The 20,264-nt window shown below is 53.9% G+C and carries 17 protein-coding genes; 11 read left to right on the top strand and 6 right to left on the bottom strand.

Features of this window, described 5'->3' with window-relative positions; genetic code table 11:
* Window positions 1-258 precede the first annotated feature (258 nt).
* From CUN67_RS28955 to CUN67_RS28940, 4 genes are all read left to right on the top strand, one after another.
* Entirely contained in the window at window positions 259-513 is a 255-nt protein-coding gene (locus CUN67_RS28955) for a YdgH/BhsA/McbA-like domain containing protein (protein WP_208719008.1), read from the top strand.
* 150 nt (window positions 514-663) lie between these two features.
* Window positions 664-1,014: a helix-turn-helix domain-containing protein gene (locus CUN67_RS28950; RefSeq protein ID WP_208719006.1), complete on the top strand. Its 351-nt coding sequence runs from the start codon at window positions 664-666 to the stop codon at window positions 1,012-1,014.
* Between the two features lie 36 nt (window positions 1,015-1,050).
* Entirely contained in the window at window positions 1,051-2,223 is a 1,173-nt protein-coding gene (locus CUN67_RS28945; RefSeq protein ID WP_208719004.1) for an efflux RND transporter periplasmic adaptor subunit, read from the top strand.
* Window positions 2,223-5,372: an efflux RND transporter permease subunit gene (locus tag CUN67_RS28940; protein ID WP_208719002.1), complete on the top strand. Its 3,150-nt coding sequence runs from the start codon at window positions 2,223-2,225 to the stop codon at window positions 5,370-5,372. Before CUN67_RS28945 ends, CUN67_RS28940 begins: the two co-directional genes overlap by 1 nt.
* A gap of 187 nt (window positions 5,373-5,559) precedes the next feature.
* Here the strand turns inward: CUN67_RS28940 and CUN67_RS28935 are convergent, their stop codons facing one another.
* Window positions 5,560-6,279: an SDR family NAD(P)-dependent oxidoreductase gene (locus CUN67_RS28935; protein WP_208719000.1), complete on the bottom strand. Its 720-nt coding sequence runs from the start codon at window positions 6,277-6,279 to the stop codon at window positions 5,560-5,562.
* Between the two features lie 265 nt (window positions 6,280-6,544).
* On the opposite strand from CUN67_RS28935, the gene CUN67_RS28930 reads away from it, so the two are divergent.
* Window positions 6,545-7,678: a porin gene (locus CUN67_RS28930; protein WP_208718998.1), complete on the top strand. Its 1,134-nt coding sequence runs from the start codon at window positions 6,545-6,547 to the stop codon at window positions 7,676-7,678.
* A gap of 41 nt (window positions 7,679-7,719) precedes the next feature.
* Here CUN67_RS28930 and CUN67_RS28925 read toward each other — a convergent pair whose 3' ends face one another.
* Complete coding sequence (locus tag CUN67_RS28925) at window positions 7,720-8,502, bottom strand: AraC family transcriptional regulator (RefSeq protein WP_208718996.1); 783 nt, start codon at window positions 8,500-8,502, stop codon at window positions 7,720-7,722.
* Between the two features lie 179 nt (window positions 8,503-8,681).
* On the opposite strand from CUN67_RS28925, the gene CUN67_RS28920 reads away from it, so the two are divergent.
* The 3 genes from CUN67_RS28920 to fhuB are packed head-to-tail and all read left to right on the top strand — an operon-like array spanning window position 8,682 to window position 13,800.
* On the top strand, window positions 8,682-10,856 hold the full coding sequence (locus CUN67_RS28920) for a TonB-dependent siderophore receptor (protein ID WP_208718994.1): 2,175 nt from the start codon (window positions 8,682-8,684) through the stop codon (window positions 10,854-10,856).
* Window positions 10,850-11,809 carry an ABC transporter substrate-binding protein gene (locus CUN67_RS28915; RefSeq protein ID WP_208718991.1) on the top strand — a complete coding sequence of 320 codons (960 nt, stop codon included), beginning with the start codon at window positions 10,850-10,852 and terminating at the stop codon, window positions 11,807-11,809. The genes CUN67_RS28920 and CUN67_RS28915 overlap by 7 nt, the downstream gene beginning before the upstream one ends.
* Window positions 11,806-13,800 (top strand): Fe(3+)-hydroxamate ABC transporter permease FhuB, encoded by a 1,995-nt coding sequence (gene fhuB, locus CUN67_RS28910; RefSeq protein ID WP_208718989.1) that lies wholly within the window; start codon window positions 11,806-11,808, stop codon window positions 13,798-13,800. The genes CUN67_RS28915 and fhuB overlap by 4 nt, the downstream gene beginning before the upstream one ends.
* A 2-nt stretch (window positions 13,801-13,802) precedes the next feature.
* Here fhuB and CUN67_RS28905 read toward each other — a convergent pair whose 3' ends face one another.
* Window positions 13,803-14,765, bottom strand: a complete 963-nt coding sequence (locus tag CUN67_RS28905; RefSeq protein WP_208718987.1) for a GlxA family transcriptional regulator — start codon at window positions 14,763-14,765, stop codon at window positions 13,803-13,805.
* A gap of 115 nt (window positions 14,766-14,880) precedes the next feature.
* On the opposite strand from CUN67_RS28905, the gene CUN67_RS28900 reads away from it, so the two are divergent.
* Both CUN67_RS28900 and aegA read left to right on the top strand, forming a co-directional pair.
* The gene (locus CUN67_RS28900) at window positions 14,881-15,522 is read left to right on the top strand and encodes an HD domain-containing protein (protein WP_208718985.1); all 642 of its coding nucleotides are present in this window, start codon (window positions 14,881-14,883) and stop codon (window positions 15,520-15,522) included.
* Window positions 15,523-15,642: 120 nt separating this feature from the next.
* The gene (aegA, locus tag CUN67_RS28895; RefSeq protein WP_208718983.1) at window positions 15,643-17,622 is read left to right on the top strand and encodes a formate-dependent uric acid utilization protein AegA; all 1,980 of its coding nucleotides are present in this window, start codon (window positions 15,643-15,645) and stop codon (window positions 17,620-17,622) included.
* 49 nt (window positions 17,623-17,671) lie between these two features.
* Here aegA and CUN67_RS28890 read toward each other — a convergent pair whose 3' ends face one another.
* Entirely contained in the window at window positions 17,672-18,163 is a 492-nt protein-coding gene (locus CUN67_RS28890) for a GNAT family N-acetyltransferase (RefSeq protein WP_208718981.1), read from the bottom strand.
* An 87-nt stretch (window positions 18,164-18,250) separates the two neighbouring features.
* Between CUN67_RS28890 and CUN67_RS28885 the strand changes: the two genes are divergently transcribed.
* Window positions 18,251-19,180, top strand: coding sequence for a LysR family transcriptional regulator (locus tag CUN67_RS28885; protein ID WP_208718979.1), 930 nt, complete (start codon window positions 18,251-18,253; stop codon window positions 19,178-19,180).
* 56 nt (window positions 19,181-19,236) lie between these two features.
* Here CUN67_RS28885 and CUN67_RS28880 read toward each other — a convergent pair whose 3' ends face one another.
* Both CUN67_RS28880 and CUN67_RS28875 read right to left on the bottom strand, forming a co-directional pair.
* Complete coding sequence (locus tag CUN67_RS28880; protein WP_084879675.1) at window positions 19,237-19,545, bottom strand: ArsR/SmtB family transcription factor; 309 nt, start codon at window positions 19,543-19,545, stop codon at window positions 19,237-19,239.
* Window positions 19,546-19,687: 142 nt separating this feature from the next.
* Window positions 19,688-20,098: a type II toxin-antitoxin system HicB family antitoxin gene (locus tag CUN67_RS28875; RefSeq protein ID WP_208718977.1), complete on the bottom strand. Its 411-nt coding sequence runs from the start codon at window positions 20,096-20,098 to the stop codon at window positions 19,688-19,690.
* Window positions 20,099-20,264 lie beyond the last annotated feature (166 nt).

The raw sequence follows: 20,264 nt of genomic DNA, 5'->3' as shown, positions 1-20,264 counted from the left end.
GTGGTACCCCTTTCCTGTTCACCTGGATTAAGATATATGTGAAATACTCACATGTCTTATCCGATTACACGCAATTTGTGTGATGCCGGTCAAATAGTAAACGGTACCTTTGCGAATTGTTAACGATTCGGGTCAAAATTAATGAGTAAGACTCATAACGCTTATCGGTAATCCCCTCTAATTAAATGTATCTCGCAATGATACTATTACCTTGTCGTCAGGCTTTCCCTTTATTAACGGATTTGAATCGAGGTTCCAATGAAGATTTTAACGGTCTCTGTCATTGCTCTTGCGAGCTTATTTACCGTCACCAGCGCTCTCGCTGCTGAAATTTCCAGCGATATTTCCGGCAAACAGAAATTTGGTGTGGTTTCTGCCGAAGGTGCTTATTCGCTGGATGGATTAACCAACATGTTGTCCGACAAGGCCCAGGCCAAAGGGGCAACCGCGATGAAAGTTATTTCAGCAGGTGGAGTCAACAAATTGTATGGCGTGGCTGAGATTTATAAATAACCCCGCGAAGACGAAATAGACATTGGCAAGCCCACTTCCAGAAGTCCTTACCGTTTCTGCGCATAGTTTTGTGTGTTCCGCTGTATAAATGCTTGTTTTTATTTCGTCTTTCTTCATCTCTCATCATTATTCGATTGTACAGGTGTAAGAATGGACCGACATGAAACCATTATCTGTGAGTTGTTAACATGGATAGATGAAAACATTCGCAGCCCACTCAAAATTGAGGATGTTGCACAACGTTCTGGTTATTCAAAGTGGCATCTTCAGCGCATGTTCCATCGCATCATGAATATCAGCCTTGGGAATTATATTCGTGACAAGAAACTGGAGCTTGCCGCACATGATCTTATTGATAGCAATGAAGCCGTCATCGAAATTTCCGTTAAGTATGGTTACGACTCTCAGCAGTCTTTCACCCGCTCTTTCGCCCGGAAATATAATGTGCCCCCTGCGACGTATCGCCGCATGAAAACACATAATTTTAATTTCCAGGTTTAATTCAACGTCATTGCCGGTTTCCGGGAGACTATAACAATGCCCAATAACGTGGCACTTAAGCCTCTGGCTTTGCTATGCGCTTTCACCATTTTAAGTTTAACAGGATGTGATAACTCCTCAGGGAAAAACGCTCAGGCGCAGGAAGCGCCAGAAGTCCAGGTCCTCACACTCCATACCCAGTCTTTAGCGGTGTCGACTGAATTACCGGGGAGAACGTCCGCCTTCCGCGTGGCTGAAGTCCGTCCGCAGGTGTCGGGCATCATTTTAAAGCGCGCCTTTACCGAAGGCAGCGATGTGGTGGCGGGCCAGACGCTGTATCAAATCGATCCCGCCCCGTTTCGTGCCAGCTTTGATAATGCCAAAGCCGCGGTATCGCAGGCCGAAGCCAATGCACGTATCGCTCAGGTCACGCTCAACCGCTACCGCTCACTGAGCGGAACCCATTACATCAGCCGTCAGGATTATGATCAGGCTGAAGCGACCGCTGCCCAGACGCGCGCGGCGGTGGAAGCCGCCAGTGCCGCACAGGAAACCGCCCGCATCAATCTGGCGTGGAGCACCATCACCTCGCCGATCAGCGGACGTATCGGGCGCTCGTCAGTAACCGAAGGTGCGCTGGTGCAGAATGCACAAACCGATGCACTGGCAACGGTTCAGCAGCTTGATCCGATGTACGTCGACGTGACGCAGTCGAGCGAGGATTTCCTGCGTCTGCAACAGGAACTGGCCTCCGGCAAACTGCGTCAGAACGCGGGCAAAGCGGTCGTCAGCGTGATCCTCGGCAACGGTGCCGTCTACCCCCGCACCGGTACGCTGGCATTTTCTGATGTCACGGTCGATCAGACCACCGGCTCTATCACCCTGCGCGCCATTGTGCCTAACCCGGATCATGCCCTGTTGCCCGGCATGTTCGTCCGCGCACGTCTGGATGAAGGCACCGATCCGCAGGCATTGCTGATCCCGCAGCAGGCCGTTACGCGTACTCCGCGCGGTGACGCCACCACGCTGGTGGTCGGCAGTGATAACAAAGTGGAAGTCCGCACCATCAGCGTCTCGCAGGCCGAAGGCGATAAATGGCGTGTGAATGGCGGCCTGCAGGCCGGGGAGCGCGTGATTGTGTCCGGTATCCAGCGTGCTCAGCCAGGCATGACCGTTAAACCTGTTACTGCAAACGCTTCCTCCTCTTCGTCCACAGGAACCGCTGACTGATGTCCAGATTCTTTATTGACCGGCCCATTTTTGCCTGGGTGCTGGCGATTATCGTCATGCTGGCCGGGGGGATTTCGATCCTCAAACTACCGGTGGCGCAGTACCCTGATGTCGCCCCCACCTCGGTGCAGATCCGCGCCACCTATCCCGGCGCTGACGCGACCACGCTGCAGAATACCGTGGCGCAGGTGATCGAACAGAACATGAGCGGCCTGGACGGCCTGATGTACATGTCTTCCAACAGCGACTCCTCCGGCACGCTTCAGCTGACGCTGTCGTTTGAGAACGGCACGGACCCGGATATCGCCCAGGTGCAGGTGCAAAACAAGCTGCAGCTCGCCACCCCGCGTCTGCCACAGGAAGTTCAGCAGCAGGGCATCTCGGTGCGTAAATCCTCCAGCGTGTTCTTCCTGGTGCCGGGCTTCGTCGATGAATCCGGCCGCATGAGCATGGAAGATATCGCGGACTATGTGGCCTCCCATCTGCAGGACCCCCTCAGCCGTATCAACGGTGTCGGCGACACCACCCTGTTCGGTTCCCAGTACGCGATGCGCATCTGGCTCGACCCCAACAAGCTGGATAACTACCAGCTGACGCCGGTCGATGTGATGAGCATGATCCGATCCCAGAATGCGCAGATCGCCGCTGGCCAGATCGGCGGTGCACCACCGGTGAAGGGGCAGCAGCTTAACGCCTCGATCATTGCTCAGACGCGCCTCACCTCACCGGAACAGTTCGGCAACATTCTGCTCAAGGTGAACAGCGATGGTTCGCAGGTACGCCTGCATGACGTGGCGCGCATCCAGCGTGGTGGTGAGAACTACAACTTTGTGGTGAAAATTAACGGCAAACCGGCTTCCGCACTCGGCATTCAGCTGGCTGCGGGCGCTAACGCGCTGGATACTGCCAATGCCATCCGCGCCAGAATCAATGATCTGAAGCCTTTTTTCCCGCCGGGCCTGAAGGTGGTTTATCCCTATGACACCACACCGTTTATCAGCATCTCGATTCACGAGGTGGTGAAAACGCTGTTTGAAGCCATCGTGCTGGTGTTCCTGGTGATGTACATGTTCCTGCAGAGCTTCCGCGCCACGCTGATCCCAACCATCGCGGTACCGGTGGTGCTGCTCGGCACCTTTGGCATCCTTAGCGCCTTTGGTTACTCGATCAACACCCTGACCATGTTCGGCATGGTGCTGGCGATAGGGCTATTGGTGGATGATGCCATCGTGGTGGTGGAGAACGTCGAACGTGTGATGGCCGAAGAAGGGCTGAAACCCAAAGCCGCTACGCGAAAATCGATGGGACAGATCCAGGGGGCGCTGGTCGGTATCGCACTGGTGCTGTCGGCGGTGTTTGTGCCGATGGCCTTCTTCGGTGGCAGTACCGGCGTAATTTATCGTCAGTTCTCCATTACCATCGTGTCGGCAATGGCGTTGTCGGTGCTGGTGGCGCTGATCCTGACGCCAGCCTTGTGTGTCACCATCCTTAAACCGGTTAAACCGGGCACCCACGGCCAGCATCGTGGCCTGTTCGGCTGGTTTAACCGCAAGTTCGATCAGAGCGCCCATCACTACACCCATTCCGTCGCACGCATGCTGAATCGCAGCGGTCGCTATCTGCTGATTTACGGCGTGCTGGTGGCGGGTATGGCGGTGCTGTTTATGCGTCTGCCCACCTCGTTCCTGCCGTCGGAAGACCAGGGCGTGCTGGCCACCCAGGCGATTCTGCCGGCTGGCGCAACCCAGGAACGCACCCAGGCGGTGCTGGACCAGGTGAGCAATTACTATCTGACCAATGAGAAAAAGAACGTTGAGAACGTGCTGTCGATCAACGGCTTCGGCTTTGCCGGACGCGGCCAGAACGTGGGCATCACCTTTGTCGGCCTGAAAGACTGGTCAGAACGTGACGGTAACGCGAACTCGGTCGATGGCATCGTCAGCCGTGCGATGAAATCGTTCAGTAAAATCATGGACGGTAACGTGGTGGCCTTTAACCTGCCGCCGATCATTGCGCTGGGTAACGCCACCGGCTTCGACTTTGAGCTGATCGATCAGGGCGGCCTCGGCCATGAGCAGCTGACAGCCGCGCGTAATACGCTGCTGGAACTGGCACGTCAGCATCCCGACGTTCTGACGGCGGTGCGTCCGAACGGCATGGAAGACAGCCCGCAGTATAAGGTCAATATCGATCAGGAAAAGGCCACGGCACTGGGCGTGGATCTCACCGACATCAACACCACCCTGAGCAGCGCCTGGGGCGGCAGCTATGTCAATGACTTCATTGACCAGGGCAGGGTGAAGCGCGTTTACGTGATGAGTGACGCGCCTTACCGCATGATGCCGAATGATCTCAACAACTGGTACGTCCGCGCCAGCAACGGCAAAATGGTGCCTTTCGCCAGCTTCGCCAGCGCGGAATGGGTGTTCGGTTCACCGCGTCTGGAACGCTACAACGGCCTGTCGTCGCTGGAAATTCTCGGCCAGCCGTCACCGGGTAAAAGCTCCGGTGAAGCGATGGCGCTGATGGAACAGCTGGCGAAGCAACTGCCACCCGGCATTGGCTATGACTGGACCGGGATGTCGTACCAGGAACGGATGAGCGGCCAGCAGGCACCAGCCCTGTATGCTATCTCGCTGATCGTGGTGTTCCTGTGTCTGGCTGCACTGTATGAAAGCTGGTCGATCCCGTTCTCGGTGATGCTGGTGGTGCCGCTCGGCGTATTTGGTGCGCTGGTTGCCACCATGCTGCGTGGCCTGAATAACGACGTCTACTTTGTGGTTGGCCTGCTGACGACCATTGGCCTGTCAGCGAAGAACGCCATCCTGATTGTGGAATTCGCCAAAGACCAGATCGAGATAGAAGGTAAAGGCGTGGTGGAAGCCACCCTTGAGGCCGCCCGTATGCGTCTGCGTCCGATCCTGATGACATCGCTGGCGTTTATCCTCGGTGTCCTGCCACTGGCGCTCAGTTCCGGTGCCGGTTCCGGCGCGCAGAACGCCGTCGGTACCGGGGTGATCGGTGGCATGGTGGCGGCAACGCTGCTGGCGATTTACTTCGTACCGGTGTTCTTTGTCGTGGTACGTAACCGCTTTGGTGGTAAGGCACATGATGAGGACGATGATGAAGAAGAAAACATCGCCCACTAGCCAGTCTCTCACCCGCTAACGTCATCAAACCAGCCGGTTTTTACCGGCTGGTTTTTTTTATCCCCAGGGTGAGCGATGGGTTAGGATGGATACAACAAGCAAGGAAAGTGAGATATCTGACGGAGTGGAGGGTTAACCAACGACTGACGGGGAATAGACTTTATTTTATTCCATTACCGGCACAGCATCAGCGCAATGAACATCTTTCAGCCATATATTTCTTTTTAATTCCATCGCTAATTTTCTGAGTGAGTAATCTATGTGCATCATCATCAGCCAATGTTTTACTCATAAGGGCGTCCGGCTTGCAATTGTCACTCAAAGGTATTGTATTCGTCGGACGAATAAGTTCAAAACTGGATAATTCATCATCAGATCTGACGTTAATAACCTGAGTCCTGATACCATAAGCGGAAATTTCATCCGTTATTGACTCAACAAATGCCCTTAATCCTTTTTTGATCGCATAACTAATCGCAACACCACCCGGCACTTTTTTATCATTTGGTGCTGAAATCAAAATGATTTGTCCCTTTTTTCGTTTTCTGAAAAATGGGATTAATGCACGAACCAACAGGATTGGCTCATTGATTCCTGAAATAAGTGCATAATTAACATCCAGAGAAGTCATCTCTTCGGTGGCCTGAATCAAATTATGAGCATCACATAATATCACCCCATCCACTTCAGATTCGCGTCCGAAAACAACCTTTAGGCAACTGATTATATTCGAATTTTCGTAGCTGCTCATTTCCTCAGCAGTGAAACTATCAGGGTATAAAGAGGTTAAGTCTGTAACATTTAAATAATTTTTGACAATAGCCGTAACATGATGCCCTTTACGGAGCAACTGCCTGGCAACCTCTTTTCCAGTTCCGGCTTCAACACCGGTTACGATCCAGTTCATAAGTTTTTTCTATATTTAACTTTTGTAAAGTTTTGAATAGCGTTTTGTAAGCCTGCGTTATCAAATACCATAAGTTAACAGGCTGGCTATTTATGAAATTGTGCTCTTTTAGGCATTTCTCAGTATTAATTTTATCATTTACCCGATTGTGCCTTATTTGTATTAGCAGATTTACTAAAAATGCTTTCAATGTTAGAAAATTTATCGCCGGGGAACTTTTCCCGCGCTCATACAAAAACAAGCAGTGGTTTATACGAGGAATAAAATGAAAACGCCTATTAGAAAGCTTTCTTTAGCTATCGCAGGGTTTATTGTTGCAAGCGCAGCACATTCTGCTGAAGTATATAACAAAGATGGTAACAAATTAGACATCAACGGCATGGTGGTTGGTGAGAACTATATCAGTAATGATAAAAGCGTAAATGGTGACCAGTCCTATATGCGTTTCGGGTTCCGTGGCGAAACGCAGATTAACGACCAGCTCACCGGCTACGGCCAATGGCAGGCACAATGGAATCTGAATCAGACGGAAAACCAGTCTAATCAGATGTATACCCGTATTGGTTATGCCGGTCTTAAATACGGTAACTATGGCTCGTTCGATTACGGTCGTAATTCCGGCATCATGTATGACGCCTTCAGTTATACCGATATGCAGCCTGAGTTTGATGGCCTGACCTATAACTCTGACCAGTTCCTGTTCCATCGTGGTAATGGTCTGGCGACTTACCGTAACGATAATTTCTTTGGCCTGGTTGATGGCCTGCATTTTGCTCTGCAGTATCAGGGCAAAAATGATGGCGGCGGTGAGCCGGGTGTGCGTGATGTGCTGCGCCAGAACGGCGATACCTTCGGTATGTCAGCGGCCTATGACATCGGTGCAGGCTTCAGCGTTGCTGGCGCATTTATGAGCGGCGACCGTACCAATGAGCAGAATAGCCTGACAAGCGGCATCATGGGCCATGGTTCAAAAGCCGAAGCCTATACTGCGGCGATTAAATACGATGCCAATAATGTTTATCTGGCCGTGATGTATGCACGCGCTTATAACGCTTCTCGCTTTGGTTCTGCGTCTTCAGACGACAGCGCCTATGGTTACGCGAACCAATCCGATCTGTTTGAAGCCTATGCTGGCTATACCTTTGACTTTGGCTTAGTGCCGTTCATTGGTTATAACCAGACTCGCGCCAAACATCTGGGTGCCTCCGCTGATGGCAATACCTATGGCAACCAGGATCTGGTGAAATTTGTTGATATCGGTGCGACCTACAACTTCAATAAAAACATGAATGCGTATGTCGACTACCAGATCAACCTGATGGATAGCAGTGAGTTCTCTCAATCTGCTGGCATCAGCACCAGTGATGTTGTGGCAGTCGGCATGGTTTACCAGTTCTGATTGTTACCGGGCGAGGATCTCCTCGCCCGTATTTTCCCTGATCATCCCTTTTTGAAATAATTTTGCGGTGTTTCTCCCATCGCCTTTCTGAACATGGTGATGAAAGAGCTGGAACTTCGATAGCCGAGTTCCGTCGCTATAGTGGCAACCGCCATCCCCTGCGCCAGCCGGGTCATGGATTCCACCAGCCGTAACTGTTGCCGCCATTGGCCAAAGGTATAACCGGTCTGTTTGATAAACAGCCGACTCAGCGTTCTGTCGCTGGTGCCGATGCGATCACCCCATATTTCCAGCGACTCATTATTTGACGGTGCCAGCATCAGCGCCTTGCAGATTTTCTGGAGTCGTCGATCTTCGGGCAGAGGCAAACAACCCTGCTGCAGTTCCTGTGCTTCGTGTAAACCCCTGAGTAACAACGGCACAATCATTTCGGAGAGAATATACGTTTCCTGTCGGCGCTCTTTCACCATTTCCAGCACCAGTTCACGCAGCAGGGAAGAAACCAGCAAAACACAGCATTCTTTTCTTTCATGACGCCACACATCGGGTTCAATATAAATACTGTGCATCAGGGCTTCACCGGATGCATACAGTTCATGACCGGTGCGGGGTAACAATAATAATCCGCGATTCGGTCCCAGCGTCCAGGAACCCTGGCTGGTGATCACGCTGAGTACGCCACGGGTGGTGAAAATAAACTGTAATTGCTCGTGAGAATGCCACGCCTGCCGATCTCCATTCCGGTATTCATAGGTATTGGCGATCACCGGACGAGACTGCTGCTGATATTGTCCCTGCGAAAAGTAATGCCATGTCTCTTCCACACTATCTCCGCTTATTGACGGCAAATTCCGCCAAAACATGTCTGTTTTGCAAAACTTATTGGCAATACACCCTAGCAGCCCATCTGATATGATTCAATATGAAAATAAAAATGATTTTCATTCTTGTTTGCATGCGCAAAAAACATAACGACATCTTCATTTGAATCGGAATTGATGAAATGAAATCTTCGGAAATTTATGGGGCTACCTGCGTCATTTCACCTGCATCAGGGAAATATCCACTGTTAATCACTTTATTACTTCCGGTGGTGGCTCAGGCTACGCCGCAACAAACCCCCAAGGCGGATCAAAACGTCATGGAGGTCACTGCACAGGACTATAAAGAAACCGGTAACGGACCGGTATACGGTTATGTTGCTCATCAAAGCACGGCCGGAACGAAAACTGACACGCCATTGATTAAAACACCCCAGGCCATCTCCGTCGTCACACGCGATCAGATGTCGATTCAGAATGTCCAGAGTGTTGCCCAGGCGCTGCGTTATACCTCCGGTATCGCGTCGGAACAGCGCGGGGCAAATACGGATTCCCTGGAATATCTCTATGCCAGAGGTTTTTTAATCGACGAACTGTGGAATGGCCTGTATACCCCCGGCCCGTCCGGTGGCTTCGGCTATAACGTGACCAGCTTCGATCCCTATATGTTTGAGCGTATCGAAGTATTACACGGTCCCGCTTCCGTCCTTTATGGCCAGGGATCGCCGGGCGGCGTGGTGAATATGGTCAGCAAGTTGCCGCAGAAAAATCAGCTGAATGAGGCCGGCGTACAAACGGGCAGTTATGGCCGTGCTCAGGGCTTTGTTGATGTGGGTGGCGCGCTGAATAATGACCAGACTGTGCTCTACCGCATCGCAGCGGACGGTTTTAATACCAGCAGCCAGACTGATTTTGTTAAGGAACGCCGCTTTTCCATCGCCCCCAGCCTCGCCTGGCAAATCAACGACGACACGCATTTCACGCTGTACGGGAATTATCAGACCGACCCGGACGCCGGATATTATAATTCTGTCCCCATTAACGGAAACATCAAGGTGCCACGCCACCTGAACCCTGGCGATCCCAGCTTCGATAGCTTCCGCAAGACGCAAGGCGCGATTGGCGAAGAGTTAACGCACCGATTTAATGATGTCTGGTCAGTGAAACAAAGCTATCGTTTCCTGCGCAACAGCCAGAAATTACAGTATGTCGGGAATGACGGATTTAATGCTGATGGGAAAACCCTGAATCGCACCGCTTATCTCAACTATGGCGATGTTGACGCACATACGCTCGATAATCAGGCACTGGCGACATTCACCACCGGTGCAGTGTCTCACAAGGCAACGTTTGGCGTAGATTATCAGCACATCCGCTTCAGTCACTGGTTTTACAGTGCAGCCGCACCGTCGCTCAGCATCAGTAACCCGCAATACGGGCAGACGATCCCCACCCCCAATTTCATGTACGCCACCTCCACAGAGGCGACGCTGGAACAGCTCGGCGCTTACGGACAGGACCAGATTGATGTCGGTAACTGGTCATTTTTATTAGGCATGAGGGAAGACTGGACCAACAACAGTACGCATTCCTTTAAAACGCAGGAGACGCAATATCAGTCGGCCCGTGCGTTTACCTGGCGTACCGGCGCGGTTTATCAGTTTGCTAATGGTATCGCCCCTTACGTCAGCTACTCACAGTCCTTCCAGCCTCAGCTGGGCACGGACTATGAAGGCAAGGCGTTTACGCCGTCGAAAGGTGAACAATATGAAGCTGGCATCAAGTTCCAGCCGAAACACAGCAACAGCTTCATCACGCTTTCTCTGTTCCAGATAAATAAAACCGATGTCCAGACCACCGATCCCGCACACTCAGGTTTTAGCGTATTGACCGGTGAAGTCAGATCCCGGGGAGTAGAAGCCGAGGCACACGCCAGCCTGACCGACCACTTACAGTTGATAGGCAGTTATACCTACACCGACATTACCAATACCAAAAGCAACACCGCACAGGGTAAAGCCCCGGTGGGAATTCCGCATAATACCGGCTCGCTGTGGGCGGATTACACCGAATATTCCGGAGCACTGGCGGGCTGGCAGTTCGGGGCGGGTGTACGTTATATCGGGGGTTCTTACGGAGATACTAACAACACCTTCAAAACCTCCTCTGCAACCTTAGTGGACACCGCACTGCGTTATGATTTGGGTCAGCTCAGTCCTTCAATGGAAGGATGGATGGCGTCACTCAACGCCAGCAATCTGTTTGACCGGCACTATATTGCCAGCTGTATTGGTCAGTCTTATTGCTACTGGGGTGCGGGCCGCATGGTGCTGGTGGGTATCAAATACCAATGGTAAGTTCCGGATGCGCATCAGTCAGCCGACGTGATTTTCTGCGGCTGTCCGCCTTGCTCGGGCTGCAATTCACCCTGGCACAGGGAAGTGCTGCCGCGGCCAGGCCACCCAGCGGGCAGCGAATTGTCGTTCTCGACTGGATGCTGACAGAATCCATGTTGCTGTTAGGGATTACCCCTGTTGCGGTGGCCAATCCCGATGGATTCCGCCAGACTTTTCCCGCCGTGACCTTACCTGCTGCGGTGGCAGACGTTGGGTTGATATATCAACCCAATCTGGAGCTGCTGACGTTGTTACGTCCGGATCTGATCATTATCACACCTGCTCATGCCGTCATTGCCCCGCTGTTGCAGCGCATCGCGCCCATTCTTACCGTGGGTGAAGCCGATTCCTATGGACGATATTCCTTTGATCAGGCCTGTGCGGCATTAATGACGCTGGGCCATTTTTTCAACCGGGCGGCAATTGCACAGACGTTGATTTTCAGGGCGCAGCATCTGTTCGCCACCGCGCGCGAACGCCTCGCGATGCTGCCGGGGGCGGCACAGCGAAAAGTGTTCATTGTGCAGTTTATTGATGAAGCCTTCGTCCGCCTGGCAGGGGCCGGAAGTCTGTACGGTGATTTGCTTGCGAGGCTTGGGGTGACAAACGCCTGCCATGCCCCCACTTCCGTCTCTGGTTTCGCCACCACCGGCTATGATGCGCTTTACGCGGAGCCTGAAGCTTTGCTGATCACCTTTTCACCTATACCCATCACCGTCAGGCTGATGTTGCAGCACAACCCGGTATGGCAGGCGCTACCTTTTCAGCAGCCCGGCCACCACCGGTTCATTCCACCCGCACCGGCCAATGGCGGTGTTGTTTCGGCGATCGCGTTCACTGACGCGCTGGCCTGCGCCATTACCTCGGCCACCAGTAACCCTGCCGGGCCACCCTGCTCCTGGGTAAATTCATGAAACGCCCTGTCGCTATTTTCATCATTTTTATGGTCTGCGCGCTGGCCGCTGTGCTTTTCTGGCACCGAGTGTCCCACTATCTGCCGTTATCGTTATGGTACGCCGCCCTTGTTACCCCCCAGCCCGAGAGCATCGGGGGGCTTATTTTTCTTTATAACGATCTGCCGCGCCTGGCGATGGCCGGTATCTGCGGGGCCGGGCTGGCTTTTTCCGGCGTGGTAAGCCAGCAGATGTTGCGTAATCCGCTCGCGGAACCCATGACACTGGGCATCGCCTCGGGTGCTTATCTGGTTCTGTCGCTGGTGACGGTGTTCTTCCCGGTCCTCTTCATCGCCGGAAGAGAATGGGTTGCTTTTGCCGGAGGCGGGCTGGCGTTGTGTTTAGTCATGCTGATTGCTTTGCGTCAGCGTACCTCGGGGGTCTCCCTGATTCTGGCGGGAATGATACTGAACCTGTGTTGCAGCGCGATCGGGGTCATACTGGCGATTCTGTACTTCCGGCAATTAAGTTTTATGGCGCTATGGGGCGGCGGCTCTCTGGCACAGTATGACTGGCGCAGTACCACGCAACTGTTCCTGCACTTGTTACCCTGTATTGGGTTTTGCCTGTTGTTTGCCCGGCCAATGGGCATCTATGGCACCGGAGACGTCCAGGCAAAGAACCTCGGCATTTCTGTCCCATGGCTGCTGACGGCGACAATGGGTGCGGTGTTGCTGATCACTGCGCTGATTGTCAGCTCTGTCGGCATCATCGGTTTTGTCGGTCTCGGCGCACCGCATCTGGCGCGTCTTGCCGGTGCCCGTCGATTACGCGATCGCCTGTTGTGGGCATCCGTACTTGGCATGGTCCTGCTGTGTCTGGCCGATGAGCTGGCACGTCGCCTGTCCGGGCTGTGGGGGCTGATGATCCCGGTGGGTGCGGTCACGACTTTGCTTGGCGCGCCTGTGATACTCGGTTATCTGTCACGCGCTAAAACGTCTGTGATGCCGCGCGAAACCCGTGCGCTCACCGCCATGACGGTGCCCGCAGAGCAGAAAAAGTCCCCCTGGGCGCTGCTGACGTTTAATCTGGTGTGCCTGCTGGTGCTGAGCCTGGTCTTCCTGGTGCTGGGGAAGGGGTTACATGGCTGGCAAATTGAATTTCCCTGGCATTCCGCCCCACGGGTGTCGCTGCGCCTGATACAGCTTACTGCCGCCATTTCCGTCGGCGTATTGCTGGCAATTGCCGGTGGCATCATCCAGAACCTGTCAGGAAACACCATGGCCAGCCCGGACCTGCTGGGGATCACCGCCGGTGGCGCGCTGGGGATCACTGCCACCCTTTTTCTCTCGCCAGCGAATACGGGCAATATCGTGATGGGCTGTGCCCTGGGTTGCGGCGCAGTGTTGCTGCTGTTGCTGCTGCTCGGCCGCCGCTCCCACTATGCCCCGGAGACGCTGCTGCTGGCAGGCGTATCACTGACGCTGATCCTGCAAGCGGTATCTACCGTGGTGATGGCGAGTGGTGACCTGCGCGTCATGCAGTTGTTTAGTCTGTTGATCGGTTCCACTTATAGCGTCAGACCGCATCAGGCTGAAATTGTGCTCCTCTCGGCTATCGCGCTGGTTGCCATCCTCCCGCTGATTCAACGCTGGCTGGTGATATTGCCGTTGGGCGCTCAGGTTGCTAACGGGCTGGGCATCAACATTCGCTTTGCCCGCCTGGTGTTATGGCTGCTCAGCGCGTCAGCCACGGCCATGGCGACAATGATCGTCGGGCCTTTATCGTTTATCGGTCTGGTTGCGCCGCATATGGCCAGAATGCAGGGTGCTGATAAACCGCTGCCCTTTCTCCTCACATCCGCCTCTTTTGGCGCGTTGCTGATGCTGGCCGCTGACTGGATTGGTCGATGGATGCTGTTTCCAAAGGAAATTGCCACCGGGGCGATTGCGTCCCTGGCTGGCGGGATCTATCTGGTGATGATGATGTTGCGGGGCCGCAGAGGGGCCTGACCTTATTTTTTCGCACCGTAGATCTTCCGATAAACCGTGGGTGTCAGCCCGGTCACCTTGATAAAGGCTCTGCGCATCACATCACTGCTGCTGTAGCCACACAAGGAAGCGATGGATTTCATCGCTACCTCAGTACAGAGAAGTTGCTGGGCGCGGGCAATCCTCGCTCCCTCCAGCCATTCTGCCGTTCCCTGGCCCATCTCCTGATTAAACAGGCGATTCACATGGCGGGGACTCAGATTGAGGTGCTGCGCCAGATGCGCCGCATTTTTGACTTCATCAAGATGGGTCAACGCCCAGCGCTGTAAATCCTGTAACGCAGAACGTCCGCCGAGTGAAGTCTGCTGTTTACGGATAAAATGGCCCTGACCTGCCGGTCGACGAAAAAACATCACCAGGTTGGCCGCCACATCCTGGGCCGTTTCCCGCCCGACATCCTCCTCAACAAAACGCAGCGCCAGATCCATGCCCGATGTCACCCCGGCCGCCGTGCGCACCGGGCCGTCGGCGATATAGAGGGCATCGGCATCAACCCGGGTCGCGGGATAACGCAGTGCCAGCTCTTTCGCCACCGACCAGTGCGTGGTGACTTGCCGAGCATCCAGCAACCCGGTTTGCGCCAGCATCAGCGCACCGGTGCAAACCGAGCCAAAACGGTGACTCTGACGACACAGCTGGGTGATGTCGGCTATCTGTCCCTCATCCAATACCTGATGGTGAATATCGGGGGCACCTGCCACCAGAAAGGTTAATCCTGCTGGCGCTGCAAACGTTGCCAGCGCGCTATCCGTTGCAATCCTGACGCCGGAAGAAGACTGCACACTCCCCCCGGCCAGCGACATGACGCTGGTTATATACACCTGACGGCGCAGGATACGATTGGCTTCCGCAAAAACATCCAGCGGCCCGGCAACATCGAGCAATTGCACGCCAGGCACTGCCAGGATTACGACGTGATGCAGCATCCTCTTTCCTCATGACGGTTTATGTCTGTATGTCCGATATTGCCCAATTAATACCATTATAGACATTCCCTTTCTCTTTTAGAATGAGCGACAGACATTCAACCGGAGAAATAACATGAGCTTCACTCTTCAGGGGATCCGCATCCCCGATACGCAAATGGCCCGTGATACCACCGCCTTTATTCGTGACACAGAATCGGACCTGCTGTTTAACCACTCCAGCCGGGTGTATTACTGGGCAGCACTGGCGGGCAGGCAACGGGACATCAAAGTCGATCATGAATTGCTGTATGTGGGGTGTATGTTCCACGACATCGGGCTGACGCATGAACATTGCAGCTGCGATAAGCGCTTTGAAGTTGATGGAGCCAATGCAGCGCGTGAATTTATGCACAGTTACGGCGTGAAACAGGAAGATATCGACAAAGTGTGGACCGCCATCGCCCTGCACACCACGCCGGGGATCCCCGAGTTTATGGCACCAGAAATCGCCCTTGTTACCGCAGGTGTAGAGATGGATGTGCTGGGAATAGGCTATGAAAATTTCAGCGATTCCGACCGGGAAGCCGTGGTCACGCAGCATCCCCGCACAGCTGATTTTAAGGAAGAGATTATCCAGGCCTTCTACGATGGCATCAAACACAAGCCCGCAACCACCTTCGGCAATGTTAAGGCGGATGTATTAAAGGATAAAGATGCGCAATTTACGCCGATGAACTTCTGCAACGTGATCCGTCAGTCACGCTGGCGGGGTTGAGAGTCCCCGTACATCGCTGCGGTAAGTTTGGGCAAATGAACATTGTCTGAGTGACCAACACCCGGTAAATTTGATAACCATACAAACAGAAAGGACTTTGGCGTTAAAAAGGAGGTTGTCATGAACCGGTTTATGGTGGCGAACAGCCAGCAATGCATAGGATGCCATGCCTGCGAGGTCGCCTGCGTCATGGCGCATAACGATGAGCAGCATGTGTTAAGCCCTGAGCAGTTTCATCCGCGCATTACGGTGATTAAACATCAGCAGCAGCGCAGTGCCATCACCTGCCATCACTGTGAAGATGCACCTTGTGCCCGCAGTTGCCCGACGGGGGCCATCAGCCGTATCGGTGATTCGGTTCAGGTTGATCAGCAAAGGTGCATTGGCTGTAAATCCTGTGCCATTGCCTGTCCCTTCGGCACCATGCAAGTGCTGGTGACACCGCAGGGTCAGGGACAGGTGAAAGCCAGCGCCCACAAATGCGATCTCTGTCTTGATCGTCCGGCAGGCCCGGCTTGTGCCCAGAATTGTCCGGCAGATGCGCTGCGCCTGGTGAATGATGCGACACTGGCAGAGCTGGTGAAAGCGCGTCGCCTGCGCACTGCCTGCCAGGAAGCGCAGCCGTGGCATAAAGTTGCAGCAGCAACGCCGGTGCCTGACGATCATAAAGTGCGGCAAATGCGCAAAACCCCACCGCGTGGCGAACCGGATAAACTGCCGCTGGCCGCACGCAAAACGGGTTTTGACGAAATCTATCAGCCCTTTCGTGCCGACCAGGCGCTGCGCGAAGCGCAACGCTGCCTGACCTGCGGTGAACACAGCATCTGTGAATGGACCTGCCCGCTGCATAACCACATTCCGCAATGGGTAGCGCGGGTGCAGGAAGGCAATATTGCCGCCGCCGTAGAGCTTTCCCATCAGACTAACTGCCTGCCGGAGATCACCGGCCGCGTTTGCCCGCAGGATCGGCTATGTGAAGGTGCCTGCACGGTGCGCGACGAATACGGCTCCGTGACCATTGGCAATATCGAACGTTATATTTCAGACCAGGCGCTGGCGCAGGGCTGGCGGCCCGATCTCAGCGCGGTGCAACCGGTGGATAAGCGTGTTGCGATTATCGGTGCCGGACCTGCCGGGCTGGCCTGCGCCGATGTGCTGGCACGCCATGGCGTCGGCGCAACGGTTTATGATCGCCACCCGGAAATCGGCGGCTTACTGACCTTTGGCATCCCTTCCTTCAAGCTGGATAAATCGCTGCTGGCACGGCGTCGCGAGATCTTCAGTGCGATGGGCGTGCGTTTTGCGCTGAACTGCGAGATTGGCAAAGATGTCACGCTAGAGACATTGCTGAATGACTATGATGCGGTGTTTATCGGTGTCGGTACGTATCGTTCGATGAAGGCGGATCTGCCCAACGAGGATGCGCCCGGAGTCTGTGATGCGCTGCCCTTTCTGATCGCCAATACCCGACAGCTGATGGGGCTGCCGGAAAGCGCAGAGCAGCCGTTTATCAATACCGCAGGTCTGAATGTCGTGGTGCTGGGAGGTGGCGATACCGCGATGGACTGCGTGCGCACGGCTCTGCGCTTTGGTGCCAGCAAAGTCACCTGCGCCTATCGCCGAGATGAGGCCAATATGCCTGGCTCACGGAAAGAGGTAAAAAACGCCCATGATGAGGGCGCTGCGTTTGAATTTAACGTGCAACCCGTACAGCTGGAACTGGACGACAGCGGCAAGGTTTGTGGCATTCGTCTGCTGCGCACACAACCCGGTGAGCCGGATGCGACAGGACGCCGCCGGCCGGTGCCAATTGAAGGTAGCGAGTTTGTGATGCCTGCCGACATCGTGATTATGGCGTTTGGTTTCAATCCGCATGCCATGCCGTGGCTGGCAGGCCAGAACGTGCGTCTGGATGGTCGGGGACGTATCGCCGCCAGCGTGAACAGCACCTATCGTTATCAGACCACCAATCCGCAAATCTTCGCCGGGGGTGATGCGGTGCGCGGTGCCGATCTGGTGGTAACGGCAATGGCGGAAGGCCGCCATGCAGCACAAGGGATGATGGACTGGCTGGGGGTGAAAGCGCCGGATAAGCATTAAGACCCTGTTTGCCACCGCGAGGCTTGTTGCCTCGCGGTGGCTCTGATGATCAGAGGTCCATCATCATCTCGTACCATTCCTCTCCGCCATGCCTAGATGCAGACAGGCGGGTAAAGCGATATCCGGCTTTTTCATACAGACCGAGATAACCCTGCTTGCACATCAGGTGGATGGTTTTTTTCCCCATCGCAGTCATCAGAGAAACAAACTCCTTCATCATCACTGACGACCAGCCTTGTCCCTGATAATCAGGATGAATCACCACTGACATGATGACCACGTTCGGGGCCAGTGGATCGTGGCCAATCAGCTGTTTGAACTCCTCTGCTGACATTGCAACCTCCCAGGCACAACCGCAATTGATAAACCCGATCAGGGAGCCATCTGCGACCAGACAGCGAAACCCCTCCGGGTAATCACGGATACGGATGGCAATCTTTTCGCGTGTGGCAGCTTCATCTGCGGGATACGCAGCAACTTCGATTTCGTGGCAACGGTCAAGGTCGGCCAGCGTGGCCTGGCGGAATTCCCACCGTGACATAACTCCTCCGGGTTTGAACAGAAACAATTCGGCGGCTATTCTACAGCGGAAAAATAATGAACGTACTGCATTGTTTGCAGCCTGGAGATGAACGCTGTGCATCACTTACTTCGCAATCTCGACCTTAACCTGCTACCTGTTTTCGATGCCATTTACCGTCATCGCAGCGTGGTCTCAGCCGCTAATGAGCTTGCCATCAGCCCATCGGCTCTGAGCCATGCCCTCGCCCGGCTCAGGGTATCCTTCAGCGACGACCTGTTTCTGCGTCAGGGTAGCCGGATGCAACCCACCTCACGGGCAGAAGAAGTTGCAGCAGTTATCAGCAGTGCACTCGGCCAGCTCACTTCCGGCCTGAGTGGTCACGAAGTATTTGCCCCTGCCTCCAGCTCCCGGCAGTTCACATTTGCCGCCACGGATTACACCGCGGCAGTGCTGTTTCCGTCGCTGATCGCCCGTCTGCAGCAATCTGCCCCGGCAATGAGGGTTCGTATTCTGTATTCAAAACAATATGACGCCGTGGACGATCTTCTTACCGGCAAAGCGGATTTTGCTGTCGGGTTTGAGGAGGAGGATATGCTACCCCGTCAGGGCCTGGAGGCGCTGGAGCTGTTCCGGGATGACTATGTGGTGGCAGTGCGCCAGGAAAATCCTCTGGTGGGCAACACCCTGGAAGCGCAGCACTACCTGGCGCTGGGCCATGTGGTGGTGAAACCCTGGAATGAGCCGCAGCGCACCATTGACAGCTACCTTCAGCAACAGGGTGTCAGCCGGAAAATCGTCGCCGAACTGCCCAGTGTGATGTCTGCCCCTTTTATCGTTTACAGTACCGATTTGGCAATTACCCTGCCGCGTCGTGGCGTGGAGAAATTGTTCGATACGACAAAAATGAAGATATTTCCGCCGCCCTTCAGCATCCCCGGCTATACCCTGAAGTTGTACTTCAGTCCATCCAGAGTAAATACCGCCAGCCATAGCTGGATGAAAGAACAAATCCTGTTGTCGGCAGGAGCAAGTTAGAAAAACTTCCTGAAGAAAAAAGGTGGAGGTTATGAGAGATACGTCAAATCACGCGGTCAGACCTGCTTTTCCAGTAAACGGAAAAACTCGGCGATCTTCTCTTCATCACGTTTGTAATAGGTCCATGGGCCGATGCGGCGGGAGGTGACCAGCTGTGCACGTTGCAGGGCTGCAAGATAGAGTGACACCGTGGACTGCGACAATCCCACTTTCTCCTGGATGATGCTGACACACACGCCAACCTCATCGGCATCCGCATAAGGCTGATCAAAATGCTTTTTGGGTTCTTTAAGCCACTGCAGGATTTCCATCCGCACCGGATTGCTCAGCGCTTTTAGCACATCATTTAATTTGATTTCAGACATTACCCGGCACTCATTCTCTTAACACGTCGATATATCACGATATTACAATATCCCGATGAGGGATGCACCCTCCCTGCCTTGAAGCAGAAAAGGTCCCACATACCGTAAAATGCTCCCTTCTTTGAGGGGAACATTTTTATCATTAGCGTGACGAGGTGATACGCTCCAACGCCGCCTGAGCCAGAAAGCCCGAACGACTTTTAAACTCCGGGTGCGTAGCAACACAACGATCAATCCGGTCAATCAGTGATTTGGGCAAGGTAACATTGATTTTCTCAGAGCCACCCAGTAAACGGGTGACATCGACGTCAACCACGGCCCATGTATAGCCCGCATAATCAGGATCACCAGCAAGTGCCCCAACCGTTGACACGGAGGGGATGTCCTTCCCCAACTCAACCAATAATTCGATATGCCCGGTTATCGCTTCTTTCGCATTCGCTATCGCTTCATCCAGTGTATCGCCTGCGGAAAAGCAACCCGGTAAATCGGGCACTGTCACGCCATATGCGTGTTTGTCGTCGCCAGTCTCGATCGCAATGGGATAAAACATAATTAAGCCTCTTCAATGGCGATGACTACCTTATCTTTGTCCTACTACCAGAAGGATTACCCCTTTGAACTGGTAGGATTTTCCACCTAAGTCACGCCAGTATCCATCAGGAAATTTACGGCGCACTGGAATACATGCCGGCATTACAATCCATCATGCTTAATCT

Origin of the sequence: Pantoea cypripedii (assembly GCF_011395035.1) — a bacterium.
GTDB classification, from domain to species: domain Bacteria; phylum Pseudomonadota; class Gammaproteobacteria; order Enterobacterales; family Enterobacteriaceae; genus Pantoea; species Pantoea cypripedii_A.
This window is presented reverse-complemented; position numbering and strand designations above follow the sequence as displayed.